Annotated in this window: 12 protein-coding genes; 4 read left to right on the top strand and 8 right to left on the bottom strand. The window is 45.0% G+C overall.

Annotated elements, in window-relative coordinates; translation table 11 throughout:
* The 7 genes from EGI32_RS15260 to EGI32_RS15230 form a co-directional block, all read right to left on the bottom strand.
* Window positions 1–571 (bottom strand): hypothetical protein (locus tag EGI32_RS15260; RefSeq protein WP_255156223.1); only part of this gene is annotated, 571 nt, incomplete at its 3' end.
* Window positions 572–617: 46 nt separating this feature from the next.
* Window positions 618–1472 carry a hypothetical protein gene (locus EGI32_RS15255; protein WP_255155437.1) on the bottom strand — a complete coding sequence of 285 codons (855 nt, stop codon included), beginning with the start codon at window positions 1470–1472 and terminating at the stop codon, window positions 618–620.
* Window positions 1473–1513: 41 nt separating this feature from the next.
* Window positions 1514–9415, bottom strand: a complete 7902-nt coding sequence (locus EGI32_RS15250; protein WP_255156222.1) for a hypothetical protein — start codon at window positions 9413–9415, stop codon at window positions 1514–1516.
* A gap of 42 nt (window positions 9416–9457) precedes the next feature.
* Window positions 9458–10549 (bottom strand): hypothetical protein, encoded by a 1092-nt coding sequence (locus EGI32_RS15245; RefSeq protein ID WP_255156221.1) that lies wholly within the window; start codon window positions 10547–10549, stop codon window positions 9458–9460.
* 2 nt (window positions 10550–10551) lie between these two features.
* Complete coding sequence (locus tag EGI32_RS15240) at window positions 10552–12885, bottom strand: hypothetical protein (RefSeq protein WP_255156220.1); 2334 nt, start codon at window positions 12883–12885, stop codon at window positions 10552–10554.
* Between the two features lie 24 nt (window positions 12886–12909).
* On the bottom strand, window positions 12910–14931 hold the full coding sequence (locus EGI32_RS15235; RefSeq protein ID WP_255156219.1) for a hypothetical protein: 2022 nt from the start codon (window positions 14929–14931) through the stop codon (window positions 12910–12912).
* A gap of 385 nt (window positions 14932–15316) precedes the next feature.
* Window positions 15317–15556, bottom strand: a complete 240-nt coding sequence (locus EGI32_RS15230; RefSeq protein WP_255156218.1) for a hypothetical protein — start codon at window positions 15554–15556, stop codon at window positions 15317–15319.
* Between the two features lie 346 nt (window positions 15557–15902).
* Here EGI32_RS15230 and EGI32_RS15225 point away from each other — a divergent pair, with 346 nt between their 5' ends.
* The 4 genes from EGI32_RS15225 to EGI32_RS15210 all read left to right on the top strand — a co-directional run bounded on the left by EGI32_RS15225 (window position 15903) and on the right by EGI32_RS15210 (window position 17651).
* Window positions 15903–16535, top strand: a complete 633-nt coding sequence (locus EGI32_RS15225; protein ID WP_255156217.1) for a peroxiredoxin — start codon at window positions 15903–15905, stop codon at window positions 16533–16535.
* Window positions 16536–16553: 18 nt separating this feature from the next.
* Window positions 16554–16868 carry a co-chaperone YbbN gene (locus EGI32_RS15220; protein WP_255156216.1) on the top strand — a complete coding sequence of 105 codons (315 nt, stop codon included), beginning with the start codon at window positions 16554–16556 and terminating at the stop codon, window positions 16866–16868.
* Window positions 16849–17100: a hypothetical protein gene (locus EGI32_RS15215; RefSeq protein WP_255156214.1), complete on the top strand. Its 252-nt coding sequence runs from the start codon at window positions 16849–16851 to the stop codon at window positions 17098–17100. Before EGI32_RS15220 ends, EGI32_RS15215 begins: the two co-directional genes overlap by 20 nt.
* A gap of 371 nt (window positions 17101–17471) precedes the next feature.
* On the top strand, window positions 17472–17651 hold the full coding sequence (locus EGI32_RS15210) for a hypothetical protein (RefSeq protein ID WP_255156213.1): 180 nt from the start codon (window positions 17472–17474) through the stop codon (window positions 17649–17651).
* 232 nt (window positions 17652–17883) lie between these two features.
* Here EGI32_RS15210 and EGI32_RS15205 read toward each other — a convergent pair.
* The coding region (locus tag EGI32_RS15205) for a gliding motility-associated C-terminal domain-containing protein (RefSeq protein WP_255156212.1) at window positions 17884–21119 on the bottom strand (3236 nt) is incomplete at its 5' end.

Genomic DNA, 21119 nt, shown 5'->3' with positions numbered 1-21119 from the left:
TTAAGACCTGATCGTAATTAAATACATAATCACGCTTGCGCAGCATACGGTTTTCCAATTCCAGCACAGCCCACACATCCCATGCTACTGATTTGTAGGGTACATCGATAATGGTCACTTTTACTTTGCGGCACTGATCGAATTTTATAGTTTGCCGGGCATTATATTTTACACCCCCGGCTTTTGTATAAGTAACTTCCAGGAAGGTAGAATTGACAGATCCTGTTGTACCGTTTACCAGCGTATAATCTATTTTGATATTTACTTTAGCTGTAAAATCACTCGGGATGTACATGATCATATCTTCCCTCACCAGCAGGCTTACAACATTAGTGATCTTATCATTGGCAGGATTGGCAATGGTAGGGTTCAACGTACCACTATAAAAAATATCATCGATCACTTCTTTGGTTTGCGCCATGGTACCACTTACATCATCCTTTACGAACTCCGTGGCTCCGCGAAAACTTGATGATAACGGCGGATCGTCTGTTGCGAAGCAACAGTTAGTGATGATCAGCAGGTTGATGGCCAGCAAGAATGTCCTGATTGTATTTTTTATTCTACCCATAAAAGTTATGTAATTATGAATTTCCTATTATTCCCTGATAATGCTTTTACTGAACTCCTATATATTCAAAAGGAGCCTGATTGTAATACTGTGCGTCTTCGTCTTCATTTAAAAAACCGCTGGTGAGGAACCTGTAGTTCCTGAATTTCTGTCCGGGCTCGTATATTTTTCGCTGGCGGTTGTAGATCACATATTTTGCTTCATTGAACAGGTCTGAAGCGGGCCCTCTGGAATAAGCTGAAAAATTTATGTCCACCGTTTTATTCTGCAGGTACATGGTCGTTACGACATCTTCTTCCTGCGGTGCCGGTTCAAAATAACTGAAGCGCATTTTGGCCGGCTGGTAATTATCACGATCGTAGTAGATATCAAACTTTTGAAAAAAACCGGCGGCATTATATTCCGGCACTGTTGTTTTGATACGGAAGCTGATGATCTTATCATAATAGGTGCTATCTTCTGGTACCGGATTGAGCGAATCCGTTGGTAATTCCGTCATGAACACATCATACTTGGATCCCAGTGAACCTAACAGGGAATCCCGGAAGTTGGCAGCCGGGAAGAGATTTCCCGTCGATTGCATATTGGTAGACATGAGCATCGTTTCCTGATCGTGATAAAAAGTGTAGGAAAACGAATCTGCCTGCACGTACTCCATATTTCCCACCCGGTAATAGAAATTATTCTTATTAAGCAGGTATTTACCAGCTACCTGTTCAGTACTTTTCAGAACCCCCGCCGAGTCGGCCTGGTAATTTATCAGCAGATCGAAACCAAGGAAATCGGTGCTGTCAAACACCTTGTTGATCCTGATTATCTCATGGCTCGCTGAATCTAACAATTGTGCTTTACCCGTTTGCACTCCGATAAGAAATGCACCTATTAACATTAATTTTTTCATCCTGTTATGATTGATCAGTTTAGATAAATTTTATTTTGTTCTTACAGATCGGTTACAGATTTCTGCATACCACTCCTGCTTTCCTGGATGGTTTTGATACCTTGTACGGTTTCTTTTTTCACCCTTATCAATGTTCCGTCATCATCATATTCATAGAATGAAGCGTAATTATTTTCATCCAGCTCTGCCGCGGGCTTGAGGTTGTAAGGATTATATACAAACGACTTCATATTCGCCGAGAATGGATGAAAGCGGAGATCATCGATCGACAGGGTTGTATTACTGCTTGCACTGTTGTCAATATAGAGTTCAAGTTCTGCAGCATCAGACGGCACGGTAAATTCCGCTTCAAATAGCTGCCATCCTTCTATGATATTCCCTTTTGCCTGGTAAGTGGCCACATTGGAATTGGAAGCGGTCTTTAATTTGATGCTGAAACCTGTATATAACGGACATCGGCAATCTTCGTCCTTACCCCCTCTTTTTACCCATACGCTGGATATCATTTTCTGTTCAGGGATAAGGTTGAATTCATCTGTCAGGAAATTGCCCTGCGCTTTTATCTGGTCTACTTTGACACAAAGGCTGGTAGGTGCCAGTACTGATCCGTTGGCCGCAGCGGCATTGGGGTAAAGGTTTTCTTTTGGAACGAGGGTAGGCCTGCCTGTACACAATGATACCCAGGAAAGATTTGCGGCGCCGTCATTACCTCTATCTCTACGCCTCTCATCAACAAAATGTAATGATATATCATATAGTTCGCCCGCAACCAACGTTACCGGAGCTAGATGAGGATGCTCTACAGAAGCTATACAGGTATAGTGATCATTACATGCCTCATAACATACTGTGTTGAATACGCCCGGTTTGCTAATGACTATCTGCATGAAATCATTTGTTGCCGTAGATTTAAACTGGTACACTCCGCTCTCCGCAACTTGTATTTTCCCCGACCAGCTAACGTCGAACCCTCCTCTGTAGGTCATACCATAGGGTACATTCGTGGACCCCCGTGTATAACTTATATTTATCTGCTCATCTATTCTAGTTCCCAAGTAATCGCCCCTGAAGTGATATATCCCTGTAAGACCGATACCCTTTGGCACCACCCATGGAATATTTACCGGGGTTTTGGTCAAATGAATATTGAGGCCGGGTTCGGTCCCTGCATTATCGGCAGATATCTTCATCTTGATGGAAGTAGCCGCCTGCGCTGCGGTACGAAGGCTATACCGGCCTGTATGGGCCTGGCTTTCGTCGAGCAGCAGCGTATTGATCTTGGTATCAAAATGACGTTTATTAGGTTGGCAATCGAGATCACAGGATTGGTCCTTGAAAAAATAATCTTCGAAGCCATCGAAAGCGGCCAGCCTTAACCGTGAATTATTTACGGTAGCTACAGGTAATGCTTCATTATAACCGAATACTGCTGCATTGTAACGCAACAACGGATCTACCGTTTCCGTTTCCGCACCTTTTCTGTTGAACTGTGTAGATTCGCTCGTCCACACCCAGCTCTTGCTGAGAGGCACTGTTTTGGTCAGCACCTTATTTGTGTTTGTACTATTATCGAATTGCCAGAAATTTTCGTATGGTTTAATAACCCCGGCAGTGGCAATATTGGTGGTTGGTTCTGTAGCCGATTGTTGCTCACGCATACCATTGAAGGCATAACTGCGCATAGGGCGCCAGTTGCCCAGGATACCCTGAACATAAGGATTCATGAAATCTTTTGTGAACACGGAATAACACAATTTTGTAGTGGTAGTGATCACACAAGGTGCCAGCTGATCGCCGGGTTGTGGAACATAACCGATCGGCAGAGGATCATTACAATCAGTATAGGTTACATCAAGGTTGCCCAGACTACCGATGTCAAAACAGGTTCTTACTTCCAGCGTTCCGTTTGAATTATCTGCCAGCAGGTTCAGGCGTATTGCTGTGGCAAATCTTTTTGCAGGATCATGGTAATCGCGGAGCATCAATCTTGCCATGTTGGTGATATCGATATTATTCACCGCGTTGTTTCCACTGGGTTGCCAACTGTTGAGAGGGCTTGGCATCACGATCCTGTCGGCATTACTGGGACTTGAGTAATAGAACTGGTCGCGCCATTGACCATCATTATGCGGCCAGCGTGCCAACATTCTCTCCAGTACATAATCGTTGTTATCTCCACCGCTTCGGTAATGAGGATCAGTAGCACCATGTGAGGTCAGGGGATATGAGTGTCCATAGTAATAAAACTGGTGTGGCATGGTACTACCATAAGAGTGCCCCGGAAAATTCAGCACAACCTTGCTGATATTGGCAGATGTCGGCAATGAACCGAGATTAAGATTTATCCAGCTTCTGTTTGTTTTGCGGCTTCTCTTTTTGCCGGTACCAAAACTCTGGCGGTATCCCAGGAAATAATCCGGGTTAGAGTAATACTGTTCATCATAACCACAATTGCAGGAGCCTTTATAACTCGACACTTCATAAGACCTTTCATCGTCATCTCCGGCAGGCGCCAACATAGGTATTGATACCGTCTTGATGCGGGTAAGTCTGTTCTCGGTTACATTCACCGTTTTTACAAAATACAATGCATCCTGCGTTTTCCATTTCTCTTTAAATTCCACTGCACCGGTATTGATCACCTGGGTATTATTGTTGATCAACACCCGGTCATAATCGTCGCCATTAAAGATGATAGGATTAACGAGACTGGTGATAGCGCCGGCGGAAATATCAGCCATGTTCCTTCTTCCGCTTCGGATGATTCTCAGTGTGGCATCCGCCGTATTATAAGGCACACCATTCCGGTCTATAAAAATAAATTCCTTTGTGGCGTTGTTGATGTCTTTTGAAACGTCCAGTGCCCATATCCGGTATTCGCTACTGAGTGGAAGTGGCGTACAAGCGTTACCACTACCAATGTTGATACATCCCGCGTTGTCCTTAGGGCCTACCAGTGACGCTTCGTTCACATATATTTCGTCGCCGCTCTCAAATATTTCCTTTATCTCTGTTTCGGTCAACCCACCTTCTATTTTTCCGTTACGCATCAATATATGCTCAACCGTGGCATCGATATTCTTATACGCCGCGCCCATCCCGGGGTAAGCCCAGTAAGCCGGGTAGTTGAAAGAATAGATAAGATTATTAAATTCTTTAGTGGTACGTGTTATAAGCGCTTCGCCGGTTTCGGCATCATATACAAGATTTCGTGTGCCGGTAACGCTGCCTTTGTCAACATTTTCAATACTGTCCAGTATACCATACTCATTCACTACTTTCATAGTTGTAGCTGAGCGGAAGAGCGATTCGTCCTGGAAGATTGCCCTGAACACACTTGGTAAAATGACCGGCCATCCAGCGGCTGTAAATACATCGGCATTTATTGGTATCTGCGAAGAGTGCGTAAAAGTAAAATGATCTCTGAAATCATTCATTACTTCGATATCTTTTCCGACCAGCTTATTATAAATTTTTCCATCAGCATCATTGATCACCGGGATCACGTTATCCAGCTTGAATTTATTGTCGCCCGTCTGTTTGGTACGATAATAGTAAGTGGTCTTGTTGATGGGAGTAAGTGGATCCGTGTCGGGATAGCTCGCCTGCGATTTTATCTTACCATTCATATCATTCAGTATTACCCTGAAGCCCTGCGCAAGCAACAAATTATCTATCCTTGCCAGGTTAAATATCTGGTCGATAAGCCCGGGAGTTGTGTGATGACGGCTTGCCGGTGTAAAAGCAGTAAAATCGCTGATCACGGGAAAATCGCGGGTAGTATAAAATTCCGTTTCCTGTCGCCCTATATTAGACCTGATAACTTTATTTGTTTTATTGTGAATACTTTTCACTACAACTTTGCTGTAGCCTACGATGGGCGAAGGAAAAAATGTTTCTGCAAGGGGAAGTTCTACAGCCCCCGCTACCGTTGGCCCCATCGGATTTTTCATTTGGTATTGCAATATCTCGCGGAATGGATTTTCTTCATTCCCAACAGCAGGCTCATAAGATGCCACCCCGCTACTGATCGTTTTCACCGACCCATTGACCAGTTCTGTAGTAGTGTAGTCATATTCTTGTCCATACCAGGAATCTGTAATAGCGGTAGGAGTTTCATCCACTTTCGTCATCTTCATCCAGTTATCGGTTATGATCACACTTTTCACCCTGTGCCCACCACCCATTTTTTTCAATTCCGGGTTTGCTAACCGTGCACCGGATTTAGTAAGGTCTGTTTTGCGACACCAGCCAGCCTGGCGGGAAGTATATTCAAAACCCATCAGGCCCGTTCGTATATTATTGACCATTGCATATAACGCTCTCACAAGCTGCAAAACGGGAAAGCCTTGAACATCATAACCAGGATATGCTTTGGAGGGCAGTTGATCGCGGAGGAACTGGTAAACTGTTTGCATGATCCGGGTAGGGCCGTTATTACCGCTCTGCGGCACCCTATCGATCTTTATATAGAATCTGTTGTGGTTTATTTCTTCAGGTGATGTAGGAGTTGCTTTTGTAGTAGCAAGCCCTGATTCTACAATATTGCAGTAAACGAACATCGGTTCGTACCCGCCTCCATTTTGATCGCCGGGAACTTTTACCCAAAGCTTGAGCAGTAGCTGCTTTACATCCTTGAGATATTTTTCTCTCACTTCTTCATCTGTTGCGATAGGTAAAGGAAGATCGAAAAAAACATATTCTTTGTCCTGCGAATAATTGTCAGGTACATGAATACTGTTATCGTACAGTTCGTTGTTAGGAGTAGAATAACGGTTGCTTCCAAATCCTGCAATACGGGTCATTTGTGCGGCACGCTTATCCTGCACGTAAGCATAATCATCTGATTCGTAATTCACATCGATTTTGGCGCCGCTTGGCAATAATATCTGGCTGAGGTTCCAGGTGGAAGCGTTCAGGTCTGCTTTGGTTTTATTCTGCACACTATATGGAAGATCTTCATTGCTGATGTTATCGATGTTATCGGTGTTAGGTTTGTAAACACCCCAGCGGTCTATGTTTGTAGGGTTATAGGTTACATTCTGATCATCCTGACGTGCATATTTAAATATATATTTATTCTTCTGGTGATTATTATTGCGATAGGTAAAATAAATGCTTTTCAAGGTGAGTTTCCCCTGGTTAGCGAGCCTGTATTGAAAATTCTTGCAAAGCTCATAAGAATAAGTAAAATGTACTGATTTTATAGGTTTTGCCTGTGTGCCCAGTTCTAACGCTTTTACTACATCCGCTTTGGAATAAAGATCGATACGATCCAGTTTTTGCTGTGGGGGGTTGTATCTGTTTTCCGTAAAAAAACCATTCTCACCTTCAATAGTCAGACCATCTGCTTTACCCGATACGCGAAATACCGCAATCATATTTTTTGATTCTATACTATGCTGGTACCACAATTCTTTTTCGCCGTAAGTGTAAGATGCTTTGTCATCCTTATTATCCGTTACCAGGCCACGGTTATAGTTTGCCCTGTTAAGATCAGCAGGCATGCGCCATTTGAACAGCGGGAAAGAATTGGCGAAGGCCCCTCGCTTCATATTGGTACGGGAATAATTGAATTTGATGGCTGTTCCTTTATCATCATCCGAAATTCCGTTCCCCGTCATGTCTACATAATCAGGGGAAAGTATCGCGGTAAGTAAAAAAGAGTGGGCATATCCATCTGTTGTTTCTGCCTGAAAAAGATGATCCCGCCCTTTTTTATTATCAAAGCTGTTGTCTACACCACTATTATAAGCAACTGTTCCATGATCATCCACCGGGTTTAAATCGGTTTCTATGCTGAACGTTACTTCCCTGCGTTTGGTCTCGTACACCGGTAAACCATATATGTATCGCTGGCTTCCCTGCTGAACGGTGATCTCGGATATATGGTTCGATTTACGATAGGGTTCTACAGGATTATTCAAACGGCGGATGGGTATCTTGGACGTCCGATTATCAGCACATAACCCGGGTGTAAACAAAGTGCTTTCCTTGAGTTCAGGATATGAATAAATGTAGCGATCCAGACCTACCCTGTCGGCTTCTTCCGCCGTAAGAAAAGAGATCACCTGGCCACGCTTATCACGTTCTTTTCTGATCGTATTATCAATAGGGATCAATTCTGTTTCTTCTCTTTTATCATTGTACAACTGAAACTTGCTTTGCAGGGTCAATGTAGGAGAGTTGAATGGAGGAGTGAGGCTATTGACATTCGCCATTACCGGGCGCATCAGCTGATCTTCTCCCATACGATGATAATAGTCCTGGTCGATGATAGCTTTTTCGCCGGGGTTCTTAAAATAAAAACCGGATTGCACCAGCTTCTCGGAAGATTTGAATTGTGCTACCTGCCGTAGCGCATTCTGGCTGCGCCAATCGTCTACCACTGTGCCTGAATATACACCACCTACAGTAACACCAACCTTCACTTTTTCCTGTTTGGAAAACTCCAGGGCAAGGTTTGCCTTCCCCGAATTTGTACGGGTATAATTATCCCTTACATAACCCATATTTCCGCGATAGCCGCGAAATGAGCCACCGGTACCTTCACCCGAAATGGTAAATACATCATAAGTGTATACAGGCACGGATATCGCAGGGGTCTTCATATTATAAGTTCCGTCATTAAGCCTGTTGAAATCCATTAAAGCATCCCGGTTGCCGTTAGCTTTTTCGTAATACATATAACCAAATGCGGGTTTCTTCACCGTATTGCGATTGGCAGCGATAGCACTCCTGTTGTATGCACCGCCGATAGAAAAAGTTTTTGTCTTACTAAATATTTCTTTACCAAACTGGGCCCTGTAAGATGCGCTGAAGTTGGTAAGGGGCATCCTGATAGTTGGTGTGTAAGAAGAGCGGGCAAAATTGATACTCGTACTGCGTACCCCCAAAGCGTGGGGAAGAAAATATTCGCATGATTTATCGTTTTGCTGTTTCATTTCTGCACTGAGGCGAAGATCTGTTAGACCGGTCCGTGCATTGAAATCTGCTGAAGTTGAAAGCCCAAAGCGTGTCTTATTATTATCCTTATATAAATAGTGCTGGTATCCCAGGCTTCCTGAAAGGCCCGTTTGGGAATTGACATTAGCGCCGATATCTACTTTACCGGTCTTTTCATCCTTTACCTTACCTGCTACAATCGTTTGAGCATCAAATACCGCGTTAATACCAGCTTCTATTCCCAATCCACGTTTGTTATTATAAGACACCCCGCCCGAGAACCCTATGTTTGTCGGCAATAATGTTTGCACTGGTTTGGGCTTATTGGGGGTACCAACAATTTCCAGATCTACCCCCCCGTTTACCCCCACAGTAATCTCAGGTTCAATAGACTGTTCTTTTGTCACCACGTTACTTCCATCAAAATCATCGGGCACACCGCGTACATTCCTGTTGATGCTTCCAGAATTAATATTCCATCCCAACCCTACCCAGCTTGATTCCTGGTCCATGGTAACTCCTGCATTATAAAATATATTGATTGGATAACCATCCACATCCAGCAAAGGAATATTGTAAGAAAAATCGCCTGTGAAAAGATTCACCATATTATCTGCACCTACAGATTTAAAGGTGGAAGATTCGGGCTGGCCGGGCCCACCAGAACTTAAATTATTTAGTGCAGCATTCTTATCTGCCATTAATTTGGCTTCTGTTGCAAGCACAGACACCGCCCCCCCTTCAGACGTTACTTCTTTTACTTTCAGCGGGGTTGAAATACCATCGGCCTCCACCTTTTCTGCAATGATGAATGGCGCTTTGGCCTCTTCATTGCCGGTTGCAGGAAACAGGGTTGGGGTACTATTGAAATACGGGCGTGCCTGATACACATATTGCTTCTTTGCAGCATATGCACTGCCGGCCATTTCTGCATAAAATACCAGCAGCATGATCCATGCTATCGAACGCCTTCTTTTCTCAGTCCAGGAATTTATCATACGTATTCGTTTATTCAATTAGTTAAGGGTATCCTCTTAAAATTATTTTTTTTCAAACACCGGTTTAAAGCGCATCAGCCATTCTTCACCGCGGCTGTTTTTCAGGGAGACTTCGTATATTTTCTTTTCATCCAGGTGTCTTTTAGAAGCATCATACTCCAGGTAATTTTTCCCATTTTCGAGCTTCAGCTCAAATTGTATTTCGGTCTGGCCCTTATGGCCCCGCAATGCCGGGTCATAGATTGTACCGGTTATCTTTTTATCTTCAGCCAGATTTTCGTATTCCATCTTTACAACAGCGTTGTAGGATACTGATACTTCCGTATTCTGCCGGCTGAGCTTTACAAACGGCGCCCCGTCAATTACTGCTTTCATCGAATCTTTCCCTATTGTAAATTGCCATATTTCTGTGGGCAGTGCGTAGGTCATCCCACTCCTTGCAGTTACCTGCCAGGCATAGGTTTTTCCTTTGATCAGTTCACCAAATGAGGTAGGAAATTTTTCAGCAGATTGCTGGAGGTTGGTATTGAGATAAACCGGTTTGTTGAACTCGATCGCTTCCTTTGCTTTCTGTCCTTCCAGGATCTCTACCACAAGGATATCATATACCAATGGCTTGAACATTTCGGCAGGTGCAGGAGGTATCCAGGCAAACTGCGGATAAGTAGTTTCAATGAATGACTGATCTGCAGGTACCGATAATAATGGCGGACTCAGCGGTGTAACATTCACCCGTACAATCTCATCTGCCATCGGCACATCGCCCTTGGTCGTTTCCTGGATCAGGCGATAGTTGATCGTGTAAGCGCCACAAGGCAAAAAATTGCCGGAGAAATCTGTGGCCATGAAGTTGTACATCAGTGGCTGGATATCTTTCACCGTAATAAGTTTGATACCCTTACCCACCAGCAGTTTACCGGTAGTTGCATTGAGCATCGATTGCCCCGAAGCCACTTCCCGCACATCCAGCAACAGGTGACAAACCGCCACATCATTGGTGTTGTTGGTAATGACCATATTCCACAACTGGTCTTTGAGCACAATCCCGGAAGCGGGAAGCTGAGTGGTAATGCTCATCTGCGCCATCAGCCATTGCGGCAGGCATAACACGAGAACAAAAAATAATTTTCTCATTCTTAAAATGATTTAAACCAGCTTACCCGGCCGATCTCTACGGCATATAAGGTTTGCTGTATCGTTGGTAAAAAAGACTTTTCGTAACTGAACTGGAATACACCGAGTTTGGATACATCTATCCCCAGCCTGGCCGATTTGCCCCAATACTCCGGGCCGTTTCTTACATGATTGTATTTCACCCCACCTCCTACCTTCACTTTTTTACCAAGACTGTAATCGCCATTGGCATCCAGGGTGTAGAAGCTTAATTCTGTTTGTGTATTGAAGGCATATCCGCCATTCAATTGTAATTTTTTAAATATCAAAGATTGCGACATGATATAGTTGACACCTTTATACAGAACAAATCCGGAATCGGTCGCTTTGTTGAAATACCTGTTATAAATTATTGAGCTGGTCATTTGAATGCCCGCAGCATTGTAAGTATGAATAGCAGATCCGTTGAGGATGTAATACACATTTTCAAGAACGGTATTCTTATCTACAACATAATATTGAGTGCCTGGAAAATAACCCGCAGAAACTACCGGCCAACCCTTGAAGCGGATAGTAGCCTGCAATGATTTGAACACGGTAGATGTTTTATATGTCTTCTCGGTAAGTGGATTTGAAAAATCATTCTGGCGCAAGGATGCTCCTATAGTGATGCGGTTTTTCAAAAATGGTTGTTCCGCTTTTACCATCCACGACTGCTGATCGGTGTTGTACGTAAACAGGCTGAAGGATTGAAACGCTTCGCCGCTTTTGCGGAAAAAGCCCTGTAATTTTGTATTCGTTTTTTCTATCACAGCCTGTGCCTTCACATTAATACCAAGGTTGGAATCATCGCTGTATTTGAAAAGGTTGTCTGGTTTGTGCTCAGGGCTGGTCCCAATATTGGAACTTGTCTTTGTCGATTTCGCCACTTCAGCGCTGATAAAATTGCGGTCGTCTTTTTTAAATATGGCTTCTACAGAATATCCGAAGATATTTGAAACACTGTTCAGGCTGTCTCCCGCCAGCATTCCATTATAATTATTTTTGCGTCCGCCAAATGCCGTCAGGATAAGTGCCGCTTTCTTATTGGTACCCCAGCCCAGCCTTCCCAGAAAAAGGTTTTGCCCTTTCTCTTTATAGCGGCGGCCGAAAACATCCCGGAAACCATAATCGATACGGCCGGCAGCCAAAGCGCCATACCACGACGGATTATATTCCAGGTTAAACCCCGTCAGCATCACGTTCTGCGCCGTCAACTCGGTATAATCCACGAGGCTACGGCCAACAGAAAATGATTTTACATTTCCTAAAAATTTATCCAGCCCGCTTTGTTTTGGTTGATCGATGCCATTAGCCTGCCCGGCTTTTGCCAATGCCGCTATGTCTTTTGCATTGTAGATATCGCGACGGCCTTTATTTATCTCACTATTCACAAAATTGTGCAGGCTGTCCGATGCTTTTTGCAGCCTGGCTATTTCGGCGGTAATTTGCTGCGCTTTCTGGTTCATTTTATCTATACTTGCCAGCGTTGCAGAATCTGCCAATGATGCGGTAAGCGAATCTTTTTTATCCTCATATTTATCCAGCTCAGGCAATTTGAATTTTTTGTAGCGGGCAGAAATATCATCCATCGCAAATAAACTATCGGCAGCAGGAAGTGAACCAGGTATCCTGGAGGAAGCTTTGCTTTGCTTGCGGAAATATATCCGTTCTTTCGCCTCTACCAGTTTCTGAAATAATTCGGGGGAGGATATTTCTTTTTTAAGCGAATGCAATTCGTATTTTTTCAATTTCAGCAATGAATCGTTAAGCAGCAACCGTGGGAGATTCATCTTCTGTTCCAACAACAGGTCTGCCATCTGTTGCTTTTTTAGCTTCAGGTAATTGTATTTATCAAAGCCAAGATTGATATTGCTGAGGTCGCGCAGGAAAGGAGTGTTACTTTGCCTTGCAGTAAATGAAATCCTGAACGGATATTTTTCCTTCACGGTCACATTCAGCCAAACTCTTTCCATGTGCTGCTGTAAATCATTTTGCTGAAAAGGCGTATCGACTTTGGACCGGTAAAAATAATCATAGGAAACATTTCCATGAACCTCGAGGACTTTCGGGCCTTTTTTTTCTTTCTTCACCGGTGTGGTGCTTACTGGTTCATCTTCTTTTATCAGCTCAGGGGAAATATTCATCGCCTTGCAGACAGCGGAGTTAAAATGAAGTATGACCCACCCGGAATCCGTATTTAAAAACTGGACATCTGTAAATACCGTCGCCCTGTTTCCATACACAGTTTGCTGCGCTCCGGCGCTTAGCGCAGCGAAACACAGTAGCAGTATAAATATGGTTTTTAGGGTGGGCATTCTGGGTTACTGAATTGATACGGATTACTTTTCCAGCTGTGCTTTCAACGCCGCATTTTCTTTTGCGAGTTCTTCTATCTTTTTATTCATGTCTATCATGTAAAGCGTCAGCTCTTCTACTTTCTTCAATAAGATCGTTTGCTGATCGCCCAGGTCGATCCCTTTTTCTTTGATCTCCTGTGCAGAAGGTACTTCCGGAAGATGTTTATTTTGTTTCAGGAAAGCTTCCACGTCTTTCAATGCAGGCAGCTTATAATCTGTTTCAAAAACATAATCCGGCCAGTTGACGTTTAGTTTCACAACTGCTTTGGTGAAAATTGCAGAACCGTTTACAGCCAGTTCGTATCCTGTAACAGCCGGGGTATTTACCATTATCTTTCCGCTGGTATAAATATTTCCGGCAACATGTAGTTTTTCTGTAGGACTTTCGGTATTGATGCCTATTCCGGCATCCGATACAAATATGTCGGCCACTTTATTCGGGACCAGGTATCCTCCACCGAATATTTTCACCGACGGTCCTCCCCATGTTCCAATGTTGAGCGAGCGGTTGTACGAGATCATATTGGAAGAATTCATCCTTTCGATCCAGTAGTTATTGGCAGTAGCGCTACCTGTTGCACGGGTAACAAATTCAAGCGAATAGTTCGCCAGGTTATTTTCAGGGCCAAGCACTTTAAAAGACCTCGTGGTGGTGCTGGTAGAACCGGCCCATAATCCTTTTTGATTTACGATGTAAGCGGCATTTACCACGCTTCCGTCATTAATATAACCGATACCGTTATTCTGATCTATCCCGATCGTTGGCAATACTGCAACCGTACCATTCGCCCTGGCGGCATCATAAGTGTAATCGATACCCGATACGTTGATCTGTGTTTGGGCAGAAGTACCGGATTGGATACCTACATGTAAAGCTGTTGCAGGTGAATTGGTTCCTATACCTACATTACCTGTACTGCCTACATTGATACGCCTGTTTCCGCTACCATCTGCAATGATGATATTGTTGGCAAGTGTAGCGCTCAACCCTGTTACGTTGGCGCCGATGATGGTATTGTTTGCACCGGTGGTGATGCCACGGCCGGTATTATATCCTACAAAAAGGTTGTTGCCGCCTGATGTAGCGTCAAACCCGGCGCTGGCGCCAAAAGCAGTGTTATTGCTGGCTGTGGAAGAATAAAGCGCTTTGTAACCAAGCGTGGCTACATTCTGCCCGGTTACATTGAAATACCCGGAAAAAGATCCGATGAAAGTATTTTGCAAACCGGTAGTATTGGCGTTCCCTGAAGATGACCCGATAAATGTATTGGCGGTGGCAGTAGTGGCGGCCTGTCCGGCATAAGTACCGATGTATGTGTTGGCAGTTGCGGTAGTATTGGCACCACCCGCACCTTCTCCGATGAATACGTTTTCGCGGCCGGTAGTATTGGCCGACCCCGCTGCATTTCCCAGAAAAGTGTTGGAATTACCGGTGGTATTTGCTAAACCGGCAGCATACCCCAGGAACATATTGCTGTTACCGGTTGTATTAGCTTCCCCTGCTGAAGCGCCCAAAAACATATTTCCCTCACCCGTTGTGTTGTTCATCCCGCTTTTGGCCCCAACGAAAACATTGTACCCTCCCGTGGTCGAACTAGCGCCCGCATTATAGCCAAGGTAAGTATTTTCGTTAGCAGTGCTGGCCGTACCCGCCCGGTAACCCACAAAAGTATTCGCATTTGCGCTTGTGCCAGTATACCCGGCCTTGTATCCCATAAAAGTGTTGTAGCTGCCACTGGTATTCAACTGGCCGGCTTCTACACCAAACACAGAATTGAGCGTACCGGTATTTGACGGTAGCGCATTTAAACCAAAGGAAGTATTCGAGGTGGATAACAAACCAGCCTTTATAGAGAGCCTTTTGAATACAACATCCTTATTGTCGGTAGTACCGAGGAAGCTGGTGGGAGGGTTGGTACCGCTGTTACCGGTCAGTGACCACGTTTGAGCTTTCGTTGCCGATGCCGCAATGCAAAAAAAGATTGTAACACATAGTATACGCATAGTATGGGATATTAAAATATGACTTTAAGAAATTTTGTACTGGCTGTGTTCATGCTGCTGCAGACATAATCGTGCAGCAATTGCTGAACTTATGATCGATCAACTTTCAGTGATGACCGGATATGAGTTATGAAATGGTAAACGGGTTGCGCCTGAAGGTGGAAGATTGGAGGTACGTAGTTTTTGTTTCACGGTTGTAAGAGTTTATTTTGGGTACTATAAATGTATGTACTGAAACAAACCTGTAAGAAAAAACTTTATAAGTGTAGCTATTTTGGCAATAACTGTAACAAATACAAAAAACGCAGTGATAGACTGCGTTTATAAATGATAAACCCGACAACTCAAAGTTGAAGCCCGGAAACCTTCAACTTTTAACCTTCCACTATTTCTTGCCGACAATCAGTGCATAGATCACATACAACCAGCCCAGCAATCCATGGATGATCGCCCAGAGGATGGATTTATTTCTTGTCCAGGAAATGACTACCGCGATGATAGTACCCAGCCCAACTCCGGGTGCGATGTAGACCGGCCGTGCATAACCGCTGGCGGCTGTATTATCCACCACACAGGACGCCAGTAATAAAATGACTGATAAAAACGGGATTATTTTCTTAAGCATAAAATGGGTTTTAGAGAAGTATTCCAAATAACCCGCCAAAAACAATGGATAATTGAATAATGGATAACTTGTAACAAGTAATGGATAATACACAAAAATAAATTTCTACAAAGTCGATCGCCTATCATCTATACCCATCCTCCAGGGTGCATTATTAATTATCCATTATCCATTACTTATTTTTTTCCTCATTTCGCCATCACTTCTTCCCTTTTTCAATTGCCCTTCAATTTCCCTGTCGTACATTTGCGCCTTCCCAATCAAAATTGCTTGTAAGGGTGCGTTGCACCAACGGTCATGTATTGGCATGCCCGCAGGGATATTATTCATTTAAAAAACAACACATATGGCATTAACAGGTAAAAAAGCTCCGCAACTTTCTTCCGGAGCAGTGATCAACGGAGAAGAGATCGTAGAAAATTTCAGCCTTGATCAGTATATCGGCAAAAAACACGTGATCCTTTTCTTTTACCCGAAAGATTTCACATTTGTATGCCCGACTGAATTGCATGCTTTCCAGGAAAAGATAGCAGAATTTGAAAAAAGAAATACGATCGTGGTGGGTGTGTCAACAGATACGGAAGAAACGCATCTGGCCTGGTTGAATGTACCGAAAGAACAAGGCGGTATCCAGGGTATCACTTACCCGCTGATCGCGGATGCCTCTAAAGTGGTATCCCTGAACTTTGGAGTGCTGGCTGGTGAGTATGCATTCAACAACGAAACAAAACTCTGGTCTTTCAATGGTGCGCCGATCGCATTCCGCGGTACTTTCCTGATCGATAAGGAAGGGATCGTTCGTCACGAATCGATCAACGACCTGCCGTTGGGCCGCAACATCGACGAATACCTGCGCCTGCTCGACGCCCAGCTGCATGTAGAAAAGTATGGGGAAGTTTGCCCGGCAAACTGGGAAGAAGGTGAAGCGGCGATGAAAGCGACCAATGAAGGTGTAGCGGAATATTTTTCAACTAATTAATTCTCTAAAATCAGTTATATGTTAATCGAATTGGATCAGGATAACCTGGAAGAAATTGTTGCACAGCACGAAAAAGTGGTGGTACAATATTCTGCCAGCTGGTGCGGCAACTGCAGGCTGATGAAGCCGAAGTTCAAACGCCTTTCCACGGAAAATGACGACACCACTTTTGTGATCGTGGATGCCGAAAAGTTTCCGTTGTCGCGCAAGCTGGCGGCAGTAAATAACCTGCCGACATTTGCAGGTTTCAGTAAAGGTGTGCTGGTAAACCAGGTACAGACAAATAAAGAAGAACTTTTAAAAACATTGCTGGATGAAACTACCCGTAATTAAGCAGATACAACAAACCTGCTCTGTGCAGGCGATAGAAACGGCCATCGAAGTATTGGAAAACACTTCAGAAGCCGCTTCGCTGAAAGAAGAAGAACTGAATGTTATCGGGGAACTGATATCCAATCTTTGTGGTGCGCTGGAAGTACATCAGCTGGTGGCAGAAGGCATGCCCGAAAAAGATGCGCTGAATAATTTTATGAAAAAAGTAATGGGATCTATAGACAGGAATTGACAGACGATGCTGATAACGGATACGCCTTCGGAAACGGGGCGTATTTTTTTTGCCACAAATTTCGCGAATTACACGAATTGGTTCATTCGGTTGCAAAAATCAATATCGCTTCGCTTCAATCTCTACTGCCTTCTGGTCACCAGAGCAAAGGAGACATTTGCTCTCGCTATCTGCGTAAACATTTCCCCACCCTTTGGTTTTCAACAAAATCCACTGGCCCGCAAACAGTTTCATCATTAAATAATCAACACCAAATCCTTACCTACTGCGGGGCTTTGTATGACCACGTTGCAGCAGGCTGATTTATACCCTTAACGGCACTTTTTTTGATACCTGAAAACTGCTTATTCATCATCTTAAAATTTACGCACATGTACTACTCAACTTCCCCATCGCCATCGCTCAACAAAAAAGACCTTGATAACCAGGAAAAGACCCGCACAGGATTTTTGCTCAACGAAGTGGACATGCGCCCTATCCAGGATCCGCAGATCACTATTGCCACTAAAGAAACAGATGATACGGCTATCATCAAAGAACCGTCGAAATAATTCATTCAACTTAAATTTCTTTTTATGGAGATCAAAGAAATAGCGGAAAAATTAACGGCTTATTGCCGCGAAGCTAAGGTTTAGAAAGTTTAGGGGCTTAGGAAGTTTAGATTACCGTATTAACACAAAAGGCTCCGTAATTGGAGCCTTCTGTGTTGGGAGTTACCTGAAACAACAATCATTTTATCATGGGTTGACTACCGCGGGTTGACTACCGAAGGTTGACTACCCATTATTTGATCACAAGAATATTTCCTTTTTTGGTTTTCACCTTGCCTTTGAATTTGTAAGTGGCGTACCACACATAATTTCCTGGTGTGAGCATGCCGAGGTATTTACCCGACCATTTTTTTCCCGGCGTATTACTCTGGAAAACCCTTTGCCCGTAACGGTTAAAGATCATCAGGTTGTAGTCTGTTACAAATGTGAAGCTGTTTGGTGGCAGCGGGCCAAATTCATCATTCTTGCTATCGCCGTTTGGCGTAAATGCATTCGGGAAATAAATATCGTCGCAGTCGTCCACTACTGTTATCTGCACCGAAGCTGTTCCTTTACAGCCATCACTGTTTTCTACCTTTACAGCATACGTGGTGGTATTGGTAACTGTAGTATTGGCGTTATACGTAGGCCGCGTAGAATTATCCTGCCATAAATAAGCAGTGAAAGTTCCCGGGTTCAATATCAATGCTTCCCCCTTGCACACCGTGCGGTTGGCCCCAAGGCTGGGTTGTGGCAGGCTGCTTACCTGTGCGGTTACAGGAGTAGCCACGCTGCTGCAGCCATTGAATGTTGCGGTAACATAAAATATCGCAGTCGCGTTCAGCACCGGCGCATAACTGATACCAGTAGCCACTACATTGGTCAATGCCACATTGCTGTACCAGGTGATGGTACCCGTACCCACAGCGCTCATGTTGGCTACTCCCGGACCGCATAGCGGCGATGTATTTACCGTAGGTGCGGCCGGCATACCCGGTACTGCAGTGATCTGTACTGTTGTAACTGCTGATTCACAACCGGTAATTATATCTTTCGCTTTTACGGAATAAAGAGTGGCCGGTGCAAGTCCGGTAAACACAGGCGATGCCTGCCATGTACCGCCATTCACCGAATATTCAAAGTTGGTGCCTATCGGGGATGTGATGGTAATCGTTCCGGTTTTATCCGCACAGGTAGGTTGTTTGGTAGCCGAAGCCGCAGGTGCAGCCGGTGCAGCGGGAACCGGGTTTACCACCAATGGAACCGAAGCCGATATACAACCGGTAGAAATACTTTTTACCGTTACTGTGTAGTTACCCGGCGCCACATTGTTGAAGACAGGTGATGCCTGGTAAGTAGTTCCGTTGATGCTGTATTGGTAATCCGCATTCAACGGCGAGGAGATCGTAATGATGCCCTGCGTTGCACAGGTTGTTTGCTGCGTAACAGCAGCCACCGGCGTTGCAGGCGCATTTGGCGGCGGGTTTACCGTCACTATGGTAACAGCAGATATACAACCCGAGGCCGTATTTTTTGCCGTAATATTATAGGTGTTTGGCGCAAGCCCCGCAAATACAACCCCCGCCTGATAATTCACCCCATTGATGCTGTATTGGATATTGGGGCCTGTAGGGCTGGTGATGGTGATGGTACCGGTTGGTGTAGCACAACTTGCCTGCTGCGTTACCGATGCCACAGGAGCAGTAGGCACCGCAGGCAAGGTATTGATAATAACAGTTGCCGGAGCGGAAGTACAACCTGAAGCAGTATTCCTTACCGTAAGACTATAGTTGCCCGGCGCAATACTGCTGAACAAAGTACCTGCCTGGTAAGCAGTTCCGTTGATGCTGTATTCCAGGTTGGCACCCAGCGGCGAAGTAACCGTTATGCTGCCGGTGATGACCGTACAGGTTGGCTGTGTAGTGGTAAATGTTGGTGTAGCAGGCCCTCCCGGCGGATTAGCCATGGTGACTATTGCAGCGGAAGAAACGCAGCCGGAAGTATTATCCCTTACCGTAACATTATACGGCCCCGGGTTAAGGCCGGTGAATACCACGGCTGGCTGATAGTTGACCCCATCGATGCTGTATTCATATTGGGTACCCAAAGGAGCACTTACGGTAATATTTCCACCTGTGGTGCAGGTTGGCTGCAGGGTGGCCGTGGCTGTTGGTGCCGGAAGTGTTGCTGCGGCAACAATCGTCACTATAGTGTTTGCGCTCGTACAGCCCGTAGGGATATACCGTACGCTCACATTATAGGTGTTGGGGGCCAGCCCTGCGAAAGTTGGCGATGATTGGTAAGGCCCGCCGTTGATACGGTATTCATAATCCGGTCCCAACGGAGCGGTGATGGTGGTAGTACCGGTATTTAAAATACAGGTGGGTTGAGTAACAGATACTGTTGGTGCAGGAACGATAGCTGCTGCCGTTAGCACTACTAAAGTCCCTGCCGAAGTACAACCGGTGGTATTATCCCTCACCGTAACATTGTAAGATGCCGGACCAAGCGCCGTAAAAAACGGGCTCGCCTGGTAAGTAGTTCCGTTGATGCTATAAGTATAATTGGCCCCGATCGGCGATGTTACTGTAATGGCCCCACCGGCTACGCAGGTAGGTTGCGTAGAAGTTGCTGCAGGCGGTGCAAGTGTAGATGGATTGCTCACCACTACTACAGTTGCATTGGAAGTACAGCCGGTAGTAAGATCCCTTACGGTAACATTGTAAGAGTTAGGTGCAAGCCCCGGAAACACAGGGCTGGCCTGATAGGTAGTTCCGTTTACACTATAAGTATAATTGGCGCCCAGCGGCGATGATACGGTGATCGTTCCACCTGCCGCACAGGTAGCCGGTGTGGTGACCGATGCTGTTGGCGGGGTTAAAGTAGATGGATTATTTACCACTACTACTGTAGCAGTAGAAGTACACCCGGTGGTAAGGTTCCTTACGGTAACATTATATGAATTAGGGGTAAGATTCGGGAACACCGGGCTTGCCTGGTAAGTTGTACCATTTACACTGTAAGTAAAGTTGGCACCCAGCGGCGATGATACGGTGATGGTTCCACCAGTAGCACAGGTAGCCTGTATAGTAACAGAAGCTGTTGGTGGCGGCAAAGCCGAAGGATTATTCACCACTACTACCGTAGCAAGTGAAGTACACCCGGTGGTAAGGTTTCGTACCGTAACATTATAAGAATTAGGGGTAAGGTTGGGAAATACCGGGCTGGCCTGGTAGTTTGTACCGTCGATGCTGTAGGTATAGTTGGCACCCAGCGGCGAAGACACCGTGATGGTTCCACCAGCAGCACAGGTAGCCTGCACCGTAACCGAAGCCGTTGGCGGGGCCTGCGCAGCCGGAGGGGCCACTACCACTACGGTAGCCGTAGAAGTACACCCGGTGGTAAGGTTTCGTACCGTAACATTATAAGAATTAGGGGTAAGGTTGGGAAATACCGGGCTGGCCTGGTAGTTTGTACCGTCGATGCTGT

This window comes from Ferruginibacter sp. HRS2-29 (assembly GCF_024343615.1).
Classification (GTDB): Bacteria; Bacteroidota; Bacteroidia; order Chitinophagales; family Chitinophagaceae; genus Ferruginibacter.
The sequence above is the reverse complement of the archived record's forward strand: the minus strand, read 5'-3'. Positions and strand labels throughout refer to the sequence as shown.